The following is a 12789-nucleotide window of genomic DNA, read 5'->3' as shown; positions in this document are numbered from 1 at the left end:
CATAGGGCGTATCTCCAATCTTGTCGCCAAACTGAAGGATTCGCCAAACTCAAACATCACTGATTGCGATATCTGATTGCAGGAAACGACACTGCTTACGAAACGAAGAACGCCGCCCCTGACGGGGCGACACCTTATTTTTCTTTGGCAGGTTTTTACTCGGCGGCCTGCGTCGCGACGCCGTGCTTGTCGCGCTGGCTGTCGCGGAACAGCGCCTTGCCCAACGCTATGCACATCAGGCCCATCACCATGGTAAAGGGCAGCGCACCGATGATCATTGCATTGCGCAGCGCGTCCATCGGGTTGTTTTCACCCGCTGCCAGGATCAGCGCACCAATCACAGCCGTCAGGATCACACCCCAGATGATGCGGTGCTTGATACCGGTCTCTTGGCTCCCGCCGGACATGATGGTGTTCATCACCAGAATGCCTGAGTCCGCAGACGTTACAAGGAAGGTCATGATCAGGATCACGCACATCACGTTCAGCATGGACAGCAGCCCGCCGTCGATCATGTAGGACAGTGTCACGAACAGCTTGTTGGTGTTCGACGCCCCAATGATCGCACCTTCTGCTGCACCCGCCAGTTCCAGATCGATCGCGGTGCCACCCAGAACAGTCATCCACGCAAAGCACACCAGCGCCGGGGCAAACACACAGCCCAAGATGAACTCACGCACAGTGCGGCCCTTCGAGATGCGCGCCAGGAACAGGCCGACAAACGGCGAGAACGCAATCCACCAGGCCCAGTAGAAGGTGGTCCAGCCGGCCTGCCAACCAAACTGGCGACCTTGCTCACCCGCCGCATAGGCCGCAGCCAGCGTGGCCTCGTCCAGTTCCGCCGCAGCGCCTTCCAGACCGCTCTTGAAGCCGTCAAAACTGCCCCACGCATTGGTCGCGCCGCCCATCAGGGCATCCGCATGCGCCTGCGCCTCGGCCGGCAGCGCGGCTGCAAAGGCCTCGGCTGACAGCGGGCCATAAGCGCCAAAGCTCAGCGAGATGAAGTGCAGGATGTAATCCACCATCGCAGTGCCATAGGTGGTCATAGCAAAGACGAACGAGCCGAAAATCACGAAGGTACCCAGCAGGATGATCGACAGCACAAGGTTCAGGTTCGACAGGTACTTCACGCCCCGGCCAACGCCGGACACAGCCGAGATGATGGACAGCCCCATGATGACGACCAGACCCGAGATCAGACCCACTTTGGACGGGGTCGGAACCTCGCCACCCAGATCCATGATCCATTCCATCCCGGTGATGGCATAAAGACCGTCAATGAACTGGCTGACGCCATAGCCGATGGTCACGGAGACACCGAGGATGGTCGCGACAACGCCCAGAACATCAACCACATGGCCGAAAAAGCCGTTGACGTAACGACCGAACAAAGGCGTCAGCGCCGAACGGATGGTCAGCGGCATGTTGCGGGTATAGGCATAGTAGGCCAGCGACAGACCGGTGACGACATAAATCGCCCAAGCGTGGAAGCCGTAGTGCAGGTAGGTGAAGCGATAGGCCGATTGCAGAGCCTCCGGCGAGTTGCCCTCGACGGCGCCGGACACCACAACGGGATTCGACCCCCACAGGCCTAACGGTTCAGCCGTCGCAAACACCATCAGGCCGACACCCAGACCGGCGCCAAACATCATCGAAAACCAAGAAAAGTTCGAGAACTCGGGCTTTTCACCCGGCGTTCCCATGATCCGGCGACCGGTGGCCGGAATGATAGCAACAACGGCCAGAAAAAAGAAAAACAGCCCCACGATGACGACGTAGAAGCTGTTGAATACCTCAAGCAGCTTGCCGTTCAGGCTGCCCAGCGTGCTATTGGCATTGGCGGGAAACACAAGGGCCCACAGAACCAGCCCAACCATGATGGCCTTGCTGATCAGAGCGATGGGGACGCTGTAATTCTCGTAGAAACCGGCATCTGCCGTTTCTATCTCAACATCCGTAAATGGTTCGGGTACCGACATATTTTCCTCCGTGTTGACGGTATAGCTGGATTGAACCCACCTAAAGATGAGCCTCCAATCTTGGTCTTTTCTTCGACCCGATCCCCTGTGGCTGTTCACCACTCCTCCATCGGGCAGGTCATTGAAACTTCTATTCGGGCAGGATGCCCAATCCGCTGTCCATACGCAGCAACTGTTGATTTTTTGCGTATAATGTCGCTTTCCAGACGATTGGGCTGGAACCGACATATTCTGTAGTTTTGCGACATATACTCTTAGACCTGATCAAAAAATACACCTTTGGTGCACTGAACTCAGATCTTTACCCAGCAAAAAACTAACACAGGATTTAGTTCAGCTCATGTTTTGTTTGATGACTACACCCAGATCATGGATTCCGGGCGCATCCCAATCCTGTCGAGACTGATGATCCGTCCACTTTGGACACCGCGCCACACCTTCGGTTCGGGACTGCCGTCAGGGTGCAGCCGCTTGGAGTCCATAGACTAATCCCTGACCGACACCCCCCTGACCTTAAGAGAGGCTGTGCACGAGCACTTTCCGGCTTATAGTCTGTACCAACCATCTCGGTCGCTTTGGGAGGGGCGGACGCATGGAACACAGCGCGGACTTGCTGGTCGTCGGGGCCGGGTTCTCGGGGCTGATCATGGCGCTTGAGGCCCGCAAACGCGGGATCACCGACATTGCGATAATTGAGAAAGCAAGTGATATCGGCGGGACATGGCGTGAAAACACCTATCCGGGCGTGGCCTGCGATATCCCTTCGCATCTCTATTCGATGGCGACTCACCTGAACCCGGACTGGAGCCGCGCCTATGCAGATGGGGCCGAAATTCAAGCTTATCTGCAGAAAGTCTGCCGTGACGAGGGTCTGTACGACCTGTGCCATTTTCACCAGCAACTGAAATCCGCCCGCTGGGACGGCACCCGCTGGCAAGTGGAAACCGAGGGCGGGCAGCACTGGTCGGCTCGGTTTCTGGTTTCGGCTGTCGGCGCGCTACACTTGCCCAGCGTTCCAAACATTCCGGGGGCGGATAGTTTTACCGGCCCCAAGTTTCACTCCGCCCAATGGGATCACGACACGGATCTTACCGGCAAGCGTATCGCGGTGATCGGCACCGGAGCATCGGCGGTTCAGTTCGTACCCAAGATCGCGAAGTCGGCGGGCGATATCACCATCTTCCAGCGCACAGCGCCCTACGTTCTGCCCCGCCCGGATGGGCCAATAGCACCTTGGGTTCGTAACCTCTATCGACGCGTGCCGGCCCTGCCCCGGCTCAGACGCAAGCTGATCTACATGATCTTCGAGTACCGCCACCGCGTCTTTCGCGGTGAAGAGCGGATGGTTAACTTTGCCATGAAGATGTGGCGCCATGCGCTTGAGAAGGCGATAACCGACCCAGAAGAGCGCCAACGCCTGACCCCGAACTACCGGATCGGGTGCAAGCGTATCCTCAGTTCGAATGACTGGTACCCAACGTTAGCGCAAGAGAACGTAACTGTGATTTCACACGGGGTGACCAAGATCGACGGCAACCAAATCACTGCCTCTGATGGCAGCCGGACCCAGGCGGATATTCTGATCTGGGGCACTGGTTTTCATGTGACCGACATGGGTGAACGACTGGACATCACTGGCTCAGATGGGATGACCTTGCGCGCGGCATGGGCCGAAGGAATGCAGGCCAATCTGGGTACAGCCATCGCTGGGTTTCCGAACTTCTTTATCCTGCTGGGGCCGCATACGGGGTTGGGCCATAACTCGGTTGTACTGATGATCGAGGCTCAGGTCGCTCATATCGGCCGCGTACTGGATCAGATGAACCGAAAAGGGTTGCACACCATCTCGCCCGACCCGGCGAAGCAGGCGGCCTTTACCCAGGAGATGCGCAACCGTCACCTCGACAGCGTCTGGCAGGCCGGCGGTTGTACGTCTTGGTATCAGGACGGACAGGGCCGCAACACAACGCTTTGGCCGGGCACCGTTGCCGAGTATGAAAAGCGTATGGCCCGGTCCGGGCTGGAACAATACCAACTTGCACCACCCCAAAGCGGAGACCGCTGAGATGAACACGTTCCTGATTATCCTTCTGTTGATCGTTGCATTTTTCATCGGAATGAACCTGTGGACCCGGAAACTGACTGCTGATGGGCAGAAGCGGGTCTCGCAGCTTGGCGATATCGTTTCCGTGAACGGCGGTAGCATTCACTACGTCGAACGGGGCGATCCGTCGAAGCAAGCAATTGTCATGATCCACGGCCTGACCGGACAGTTGCAGCATTTCACCTATGCGCTGGTCGATATGCTGGCCGACGACTACTACGTCATCGCGGTTGACCGGCCAGGCTGCGGGTATTCGACTCGGGATACGGCCGATCTGGGGCGCCTGCCCGAACAGGGGAGGATGATACAGGAGCTTTTGGACGCCAAGGGCATCACTGACGCAATTCTGGTTGGCCATTCTCTGGGCGGGGCGGTATCGCTCGCCATGGCGCTGGACCATCCCCAAAAGACCGGGGCGCTGGCCCTGCTGGCCCCCCTGACGCAAAAGCTGCCATCGACGCCTCAGGTCTTCAAACCGCTGGAAATTCGTGCCGAATGGCTTCGGAGTTTTATCGGCAATACTCTGGCTGTGCCGCTGGCCGCCAAAACCGCGCCGCACACACTAGCCGTCGTTTTTTCCCCTGAACCTGCGCCTGCCGACTTCCTCGACCGCGCGGGCGGCGCACTGGGGCTGCGACCATCGGCCTTCATCACCGGTTCGCAGGATATTGCAGGCGTCAACGCCAGCCTTGAGGCGCAGATGGCGCGCTACAGTGAGTTAAGCGTTCCTGGCGGGATTCTGTACGGAACACAGGACGCGATCCTGCCGGCTCAGACACAGGGCGATCCGATGGCGCAGTTCGGCCTGAGCAACGAACGGATCGACGGAGCGGGTCACATGATCCTGATCACCAAACCGGAGACCTGCGCCATGTTCATCCGAAGGATCGCCGAAGCCGCACGCAGCGAATCCGAGGCGGTTTGATCGGGTGAAAAGAATCCGGCTTCGACCATCATTTCCCTCTTGACCCTCTCCGGCCCCTCCCGTAAATCGCCTCTCACTCATGGCGGAGTAGCTCAGTTGGTTAGAGCAGCGGAATCATAATCCGCGTGTCGGGGGTTCAAGTCCCTCCTCCGCTACCAAACACCCAACATAAGATGTTGTTTGAGCTGAGAAAAGCTTCTTCCAGACCCGTTCTTACCATCATTTTACCCACACATCATCCTAATTTGAGTGCCGTAGCATTCGCTACTTAGTTGATGATCTATTCTTCAATCAATGCTGCCCATCCTTAACGAATGCTTCCATCCTCTTGTGGCGCGACAGAGGGATTCGGACTATTTGGCGCGACTTTCCGAACTACTTGTCGTGGACTTTGGAGAGTTCGCCCACAATTCTCCCCTTCGCCGTTATTGCAGTAACCAGAACTATGAGTGGTAGAATGGCGCCGATTGTGTAGCCGCGTTTTGCCGCCATCACTCTCGCTGCAAAACTCGGCGTGTAACCCAGTGATTCGACCGCCTGCAAGACTTGCGGGCGGGTGGTTTCGATCACACGGTCGGGAGAAATCAGGCATCGCGAAACGGTTGCGGTCGAAACACCCGTCGTTTTGGCAACATCGTTAAGTGTCGGAGCTGAACGGTTTTTTCCCATGCGGGGCCTGCCATGTCTTTGACTGTTGTCATACTAAAAAATCCACCGATCCCACCCACTGATGTAAGCGCTTGCATTATCAATGTAAGCGCTTACAAATAGATTCAAGATAAGATTCCGGAGTTCTGAGATGTTCCTTTGGGCTGCTGTTGCTATCTTTGCAGTGTTTTTCGCCAATGTCGCGTTGGGCGCCTTTGGTGGCGGTGCTTTCTTAGGAGACGTCGGAGAAATGCTGGTTCTGTTTGCCGCCTCGATCCTGTTCGTAGCGGCCATTCTCAAACGCGAAGCTGACCAAAAGAACAAAAACGGCAGCTGACGGATCATAAGGGAGGAAGACAATGACGAATACCAAGGATGGCCTCAAATCTGCTGAGCGCCGGAATTTTCTGAAACTGGCCTCAACCGGCTCATTCACTGCGGCTGTGGTGGCCGGTGCTGGCGGTGTGCTGTGGTCCTCAGAAGCCGCTGCTCAGACCGCCAAGGAAGAGAAAGAGCGCGAGAGTGCAGCAGATCATGTCATGACCGTTGCCACCGCCTATGTCCTGGGGGCATCGCGCAGCTATCCGATCATGCAGTTGGATCTGAAGGAAAACATCCAGAACGCTACCAATGGTAAAATCTATGTCAAACTGGCACCTGGTGGCCAGCTGGGCGCTGGCGGCGCACTGGTGCAGAAAGTTCAGGGCGGCACAATTCAGGCAGCGCAGCATTCATTGTCCAATTTCGCGCCTTTTGCTTCCACCGTTGACCTGATCAACATGCCTTATCTCTGCGGTTCCAACCAACGTTTCACCAACCTGGTGAACTCAGATTTCTGGAAGGCAGAGGTTCATCCCAACGTGGAAGCCAACGGGTTCAAAGCCCTGTTTTATGTGAACATCGATCCTCGCGTTGTCGCGGTGCGCAAGGGCGGCACTGCTGTGATGTCGCCCGGCGACATGGCAGGAGTGAAGTTTCGGGTGCCGGGATCGAAAATGCTGCAGCAGTATTATCGCATGGTCGGCGCCAACCCAACACCTGTGGCTTGGGGCGAGACGCCTTCTGCGATCAAACAGGGCGTCGCGGATGCGCTCGATCCATCTGTCGGGGCACTCTACGTCTTTGGATTCAAAGACATCCTGAGCCACGTGACATTCACCCAGGCTGTTCCGGATAGCCAAGTCTATTCCTGTAACCTCGAGTGGTTCAATTCGCTGCCTGCCGATGTTCAGGAAGGTGTGATGTGGGGATCTGAGCTCACCGCGCATCAGAATCTGGCCAAAGTACCTTCTGCCCGTGCCTATGCAATGGCGGAACTGGCCAAGGCAGGCGTCGAGTTCCATGCCCTTAGCGATGACCAACTGGGCGAGTGGAAAGAGGCCGGCGGTTATCAGCTTAGCGAATGGGATTCCTTCAAGACCGAACTCGCCGGCTCCATGGAAAACTTCGCCAAGCTCGAAGAAGCCGCAGGCACGCAAGGGAAATACTACGTGCACGACGCCTGAGCAGCACCGGGCCCGGGCGCTAAAGCACCGGGCCTATTCTTCAACAACAACCTTCGCAACAGTCCGCTGGACTGGTCGCGAGGGTGTGCATGAACACCGGGAATGGCAATGAACATCCTGCGAACCATCGACCAGAACGCAGAACGTTGGCTGCTTCTGGTGTTCTACACAATGCTTGTCGTCACAATGGCGATTGAAGTGATCCGGCGCGAGCTGTTTGCCTATTCTTCGATCTGGGGCGAGGAGATTGTCCGCTATTCATTCATATATCTGGCCTGGATCGGCGCTGCGGCGGCGGTCAAAGAGCGCGCTCATATCCGTATCGACGTGATCCTGCACTACCTCGGCCCGCGGACCAAGGCGCTGATCTACATCTTCGGGGATCTGGTAATGTTCGTTGTCGCGCTGGTGGCGCTCTACTGGTCCTTCGAGACGGTGCATGTCTCGGCTAAGTTCGGATCCGTCAGCCATGGTCTGAGGATATCGATGGTCTGGTTTCTGGCCGCCGTGCCGCTGGGATTCACCTTGATGATCTGGCGATTGTTCCAGTCTTTCCGGCGCGATTTGCGCAGCCTTCGTGACGGCACCCCCGTCTTTGAAGGCGACAAGCTGTTTGATTGAGAGGCCTGAGCGATGCTGTGGAATTCACTTAATCAAACGGTCGAGCTTGGCTGGGATTTCTACATTCCGGTGATCATGTTCGTCGCCCTGATCGCACTCGCGGTGCCGGTCTGGGCCGCCATCGGGGCCGCGGCCATTACCATGCTGGTGATGTCCGGGGACCTACCCTTGAGCGCTATCGGCGAAAGCCTGTTCACCGGTATTGATGCCTTTGCACTAACTGCAGTACCGCTGTTCATCCTGACCGGCGACGTTCTGGTGCGCACCGGGCTCAGCAAGAAATTCCTGGATGTGGCCGAGGCACTGACCTGCTGGACACGCGGCGGCTTCGGTTCGGCCACGGTGCTGGTCTGCGGCATGTTCGCGGCGATCTCCGGCTCTGACGCGGCAGGTGCTGCGGCTGTGGGCCGGATGACGATCAACCGCCTTGTCGAAAGCGGCTATCCTCGCCCCTACGCCTGTGCGCTTGTGGCGGCAGGCGCCTGCACAGGCATCCTGATCCCGCCCTCCATCGCCTATATCATCATTGGCCTCGTGCTGGGAATTTCCGCCTCCACCTTGTTTCTGGCGGCGTTGATCCCGGGGCTGGCGATCCTGGTGTCGATCCTGATCACCAACATCATCATGAACCGCCTCTACACCTATGAAACCGGAGGCAACATGGGGCTTGGCGAATGGCTGAGCAACCTGGGCCAGGCGCTGAAATCCGGCTGGTATGCCTTTATCGTTCCGGGGATCATTTTCTACGGCATTTTCTCCGGCCGCCTGACCCCGACCGAGGCTGGCGCAACGGCCGTTGTTGTGACCATTCTGATGGGTTTCATCCTGGGCACCCTGAAACTGGCAGATTTCCCGGCTATGCTGGTCAGTTCCGCAAAAGTGAACGGGGTGATCCTGCCGATCATCGCCTTTTCTGCCCCGTTAGCCGAGGCGCTGGCAATCATGGGCGTGCCGCAAGGCTTTGTAACAGCAGTCACCGGCCTGACCGATGATCCTACGCTACTGATCCTTCTGATGATCTGCATCTTGATCGCAGCCGGCTGCGTGATGGAGACGACACCCAACATCGTGATCCTGGCGCCGATCCTGAAGCCCCTGGCCGACAACATCGGCATGAACGAAATCCAGTTCTGTATCATGATGATCACCGCACTGGGGGTGGGCTTCATCACCCCGCCGCTGGGCCTCAACCTCTTTGTCGTCTCCGGCATCACCGGCGAGTCCATCCTCAAGATCGCCGCCCGTGCCGTTCCCTTTGTGTTAACCATGCTGATCGTGGTGCTGCTGATCGCCTATCTCCCGGCGATCTCGATCACGCTGCTTCCTGATATCTACAAGTAGGACCTCCTGGAAATGACCCGTGAATATCTGAAAAAGGCTACCCTGACGCCCAAGTCAGATGCGTCTGAAACTCATAAGATCGTGCAGGGCATCCTCGACGATATTGAGTCTGGAGGCGATGCCAAGGCCTTGGAGTACGCCGCGAAATTCGACCAATACGAGGGTAACGTTCTGTTGACCGCCAAGGAGATCGAGGCGGCCTGCGCCCTGGTGCCGGAGAAACTGAAGGCTGACATCCGCTTCTCGCACGACAATGTGCGACGCTTTGCCGAGCTGCAAAAAGGGACGATGCAGGATGTGGAAACCGAAATCTCCCCCGGTTTCATCACCGGTCAGAAGGTGATCCCGGTGGATGCTGCAGGCTGCTATGTGCCGGGCGGGCGCTACAGCCATATTGCCAGCGCCATTATGACCGTGACCACCGCCAAGGTGGCCGGTTGCAAGCATATCACCGCTTGTTCCCCGCCGCGCCCCGGTGTCGGCGTGGCGCCCGCCATCGTCTATGCGGCCCATATCTGCGGCGCCGACAAGATCATGGCGATGGGCGGCGTGCAGGGGGTCGCGGCAATGACCTTTGGTCTCTTTGGTTTGCCCAAGGCCAATATCCTGGTCGGCCCCGGCAACCAGTTTGTGGCGGAGGCCAAGCGCATTCTGTTCGGTCGGGTCGGCATCGATATGATCGCCGGCCCCACAGACAGCCTGATCCTGGCCGACGGCACCGCAGATGCACACATTGTGGCTACTGATCTGGTGAGCCAGGCAGAGCATGGCTACAACTCCCCGGTCTGGCTGGTTACAGATGACCGTGCGCTGGCGGAGGAAGTGATGCGGCTGGTGCCCGGCTACATCAACGACCTGCCCGAGGTGAACCGCGAAAACGCCACCGCCGCCTGGCGCGACTATGCTGAGGTAATTCTCTGCGCTGACCGCGAAGACATGGCGGCCTGTTCCGATGAATACGCGCCCGAGCATCTGACCGTCCAGGCAGAAGACCTTGATTGGTGGCTGCAGCAACTCACCTGCTATGGTTCGTTGTTCCTGGGCGAGGAGACCACGGTTTCCTACGGCGACAAGGCGGCGGGCACCAACCATGTGCTGCCAACGTCCCGCGCGGCCAGCTACACTGGCGGGCTGTCAGTTCACAAATACATGAAGATCGTAACCTGGCAGCGTGCTACCCGCGAAGGCTCCAAGCCGGTGGCGGAAGCCACAGCGCGGATCGCCCGGTTGGAAGGGATGGAGGGCCATGCCCGCGCCGCCGACGTGCGGCTGGCCAAGTATTTCCCGGATGAAACCTTTGACCTGACTGCCAATGGCTGATCCGAGTAAACTGTTCAACCTGGCACGCCGCACTGCCTGTATCACGGGCGCCAGTTCCGGGCTGGGGCGGCGCGCGGCGGCAGCCCTCACCGCCGCCGGGGCCAATGTGGTCGTGGTGGCCCGCCGGGCGGAGGCCTTGCAAAGCCTCTGCGCGGAAATTGGACCAAGCGCTGCCCATGTCGCCGCCGACGTTGCAGACAGAAGCACACTGGGTGCACTGCGGGATAGGGTCTCGGCCCCTTTCGGCGCGCCGGACATCCTGATCCATGCGGCGGGGGTGAACTCACGGCAGCCAGCAGATGAGGTCACCATTGCAGAGTGGGACAAGACACTGGCGCTGAACCTGTCGGCACCATTCTTCCTTAGCCAGGCGTTGGTTCCCGCCATGAAGGACCGGGGCTGGGGCCGGATCGTCAACTTTGCCTCGCTGCAGACCACGCGGGCGTTTCCCGGCGGCATCGCCTATGGCGCCAGCAAAGGCGGAGTCGGCCAGCTCACCCGTGCTATGGCCGAGGCTTGGTCACCCTTCGGCATCACTGCCAATGCCATCGGTCCCGGGTTCTTCCCGACCGAACTCACGCAGGCAGTGTTCTCTGACAAGGATCGTTCTGCCCGAAACGCGGCACAGACCTGTATCGGCCGCAACGGACAACTGGAAGATATCGACGGTCCGCTCCTGTTCCTGTGCTCCGAGGCCTCGGCCTATGTCACCGGGCAGGTCCTGATGGTTGACGGGGGGTTCACGGCGAAATGAAAGCCTTGGTTTATGAAGGAGTTGAGGTACTTGCGTTGCGCGATGTGCCGATGCCGCCGATACAGCCGGGTGAGCATCTGATCCGCATCCGCGCCTCAGGCATCTGCGGCTCGGACATGCATGCCTATCTGGGACACGACAGCCGCAGGCCTGCACCGCTGATCCTGGGACATGAGGCTGCGGGTGCAATCGAAGACGGTCCGCAGGCCGGACGCCGGGTGACCATAAACCCGCTGGTGACTTGCGGCAGCTGCGCCGCCTGCACATCCGGGCGCGAGAACCTATGTGCCGCCCGCCAGATCATCTCGATGCCGCCGCGCGAGGGTGCATTTGCCCAGTTTGTGGCCATACCGGAGCGCAATCTGGTGTCGGTGCCGGGCGATGTACCGCTGGAAAAGGCTGCACTCACCGAACCGTTGGCTGTCAGCTGGCATGCCGCCCGGCTGGCGCTGGAGGCGCTGCACCCGGGAACGGAACCCCGTGCACTGGTCATTGGCGGCGGCGCTATCGGGCTGGCCGCAGCCCTGGCACTCAGGGCGATGGGGGTGGAAGATGTGACAATCCAGGAACCCAACGCCGCACGCCGGGACTACCTGAACAACCACTGCGGTCAGCAGGCCGTGGCGGAGTTTGACGGCATGGTGCCTCTGGTGATCGACGCAGTGGGGTATGCCGCAACCCGTGCCTCTGCTTCAGCCGCAGCTGCGCCCGGCGGAGTAATTGCCCATGTGGGACTAGGCGAAGATGCCGGCGGCCTGGACGTTCGCCGCATGACACTGCAAGAAATCACATTCATCGGCACCTACACCTATACCGCGCAGGATTTCCGCGACACTGCGCAGGCGATTTTCGACGGCCGCCTCGGCTCGCTGGATTGGCCGGAGCAGCGGCCGCTGTCGGACGGCGCCGCAGCCTTCCACGACCTGAGCACCGGCGCGGTGGCGGCCCCCAAGATTATTCTCGACCCCTGGGCCTGAGCCCGCGCCAAATCACAGGAGAGCAACCATGTATGACAAAATCCTGGTTCCGATGGCCCTGGATCACGGGGTCTCTGAGACAACGCTGAAGGCTGCTGCCACCCTTTGCAAGCCGGGCGGCCAGATCACCGCGCTGCATGTTTATGAGGCACCGCACGGCTCAGCAGCAGCCTATCTTGACGAGGACGCCGTGCGAGAAGGTTTGGACAATGCGCGCCAGCAGCTGGCCCGCAAAACCGCAGACTATGGCGATGTGGCGACGGAGATCGTCAAGGGCCGGTCCTATCGTGCCATCGTCGAATACGCGGAAAAACATGGGATCGATTGCATCGTCGTCGGCTCCCACAAACCGGGCCTCAGCGACTTTTTCCTAGGCACGACGGCTGCCCGCGTGGTCCGCCACGCACCTTGCGCAGTCCATGTCAGCCGTACGGCCTGATTCAGAACCAAGACACCCGAAACAAAGGCAACCAACCATGAATATAGACAAGAGGATCGCTGACGATTTGGCGGCCAATGGCGTCTCGTTTGTCACCACTGTGCCCTGCAAACAGCTGGCCGGGGTGATCGAGGAGATTGACCAACGCGACGACATCTTTCACATCCCCTCGAACA

General features: G+C 58.9%; 11 protein-coding genes, 1 tRNA gene and 2 pseudogenes. 12 read left to right on the top strand and 2 right to left on the bottom strand.

The window, feature by feature from the left end; all coding sequences use genetic code 11:
- Positions 1-155 precede the first annotated feature (155 nt).
- Complete coding sequence (locus ACR0IK_RS23995) at positions 156-1979, bottom strand: BCCT family transporter (RefSeq protein ID WP_480643634.1); 1824 nt, start codon at positions 1977-1979, stop codon at positions 156-158.
- A 592-nt stretch (positions 1980-2571) separates the two neighbouring features.
- Here ACR0IK_RS23995 and ACR0IK_RS23990 point away from each other — a divergent pair.
- The 3 genes from ACR0IK_RS23990 to ACR0IK_RS23980 all read left to right on the top strand — a co-directional run bounded on the left by ACR0IK_RS23990 (position 2572) and on the right by ACR0IK_RS23980 (position 5166).
- A complete protein-coding gene (locus ACR0IK_RS23990; protein ID WP_480643633.1) occupies positions 2572-4044 on the top strand; it encodes a flavin-containing monooxygenase in 1473 nt (490 codons plus the stop codon).
- A 1-nt stretch (position 4045) separates the two neighbouring features.
- Positions 4046-5008 (top strand): alpha/beta fold hydrolase, encoded by a 963-nt coding sequence (locus tag ACR0IK_RS23985; protein ID WP_480643632.1) that lies wholly within the window; start codon positions 4046-4048, stop codon positions 5006-5008.
- Between the two features lie 81 nt (positions 5009-5089).
- A tRNA-Met gene (locus ACR0IK_RS23980) sits at positions 5090-5166 on the top strand.
- Positions 5167-5422: 256 nt separating this feature from the next.
- On the opposite strand, the pseudogene ACR0IK_RS23975 reads toward ACR0IK_RS23980, so the two are convergent.
- Positions 5423-5677 (bottom strand): annotated as a pseudogene (locus ACR0IK_RS23975) (LacI family DNA-binding transcriptional regulator); the annotation flags it as partial.
- Between the two features lie 130 nt (positions 5678-5807).
- Here ACR0IK_RS23975 and ACR0IK_RS23970 point away from each other — a divergent pair.
- The 9 genes and pseudogenes from ACR0IK_RS23970 to ACR0IK_RS23930 all read left to right on the top strand — a co-directional run.
- A complete protein-coding gene (locus ACR0IK_RS23970; protein WP_480597031.1) occupies positions 5808-5993 on the top strand; it encodes a hypothetical protein in 186 nt (61 codons plus the stop codon).
- A gap of 22 nt (positions 5994-6015) precedes the next feature.
- The gene (locus ACR0IK_RS23965; RefSeq protein WP_480643631.1) at positions 6016-7161 is read left to right on the top strand and encodes a TRAP transporter substrate-binding protein; all 1146 of its coding nucleotides are present in this window, start codon (positions 6016-6018) and stop codon (positions 7159-7161) included.
- 108 nt (positions 7162-7269) lie between these two features.
- Entirely contained in the window at positions 7270-7782 is a 513-nt protein-coding gene (locus ACR0IK_RS23960) for a TRAP transporter small permease (RefSeq protein WP_480597036.1), read from the top strand.
- Positions 7783-7794: 12 nt separating this feature from the next.
- On the top strand, positions 7795-9123 hold the full coding sequence (locus tag ACR0IK_RS23955) for a TRAP transporter large permease (protein ID WP_480597038.1): 1329 nt from the start codon (positions 7795-7797) through the stop codon (positions 9121-9123).
- Between the two features lie 12 nt (positions 9124-9135).
- On the top strand, positions 9136-10443 hold the full coding sequence (gene hisD / locus ACR0IK_RS23950) for a histidinol dehydrogenase (protein WP_480643630.1): 1308 nt from the start codon (positions 9136-9138) through the stop codon (positions 10441-10443).
- Entirely contained in the window at positions 10436-11197 is a 762-nt protein-coding gene (locus tag ACR0IK_RS23945; RefSeq protein ID WP_480643629.1) for an SDR family NAD(P)-dependent oxidoreductase, read from the top strand. Before hisD ends, ACR0IK_RS23945 begins: the two co-directional genes overlap by 8 nt.
- Entirely contained in the window at positions 11194-12174 is a 981-nt protein-coding gene (locus ACR0IK_RS23940; protein WP_480643628.1) for an alcohol dehydrogenase catalytic domain-containing protein, read from the top strand. Before ACR0IK_RS23945 ends, ACR0IK_RS23940 begins: the two co-directional genes overlap by 4 nt.
- Positions 12175-12202: 28 nt before the next feature.
- Positions 12203-12613 (top strand): universal stress protein, encoded by a 411-nt coding sequence (locus ACR0IK_RS23935; protein WP_480643627.1) that lies wholly within the window; start codon positions 12203-12205, stop codon positions 12611-12613.
- Positions 12614-12650: 37 nt separating this feature from the next.
- A pseudogene (locus ACR0IK_RS23930) lies at positions 12651-12789 on the top strand (sulfopyruvate decarboxylase subunit alpha); the annotation flags it as partial.

This window comes from Ruegeria sp. BF7 (genome assembly GCF_056538605.1).
Note: the sequence above shows the minus strand (reverse complement) of the source record. Positions and strands in the feature narration are given on the sequence as shown.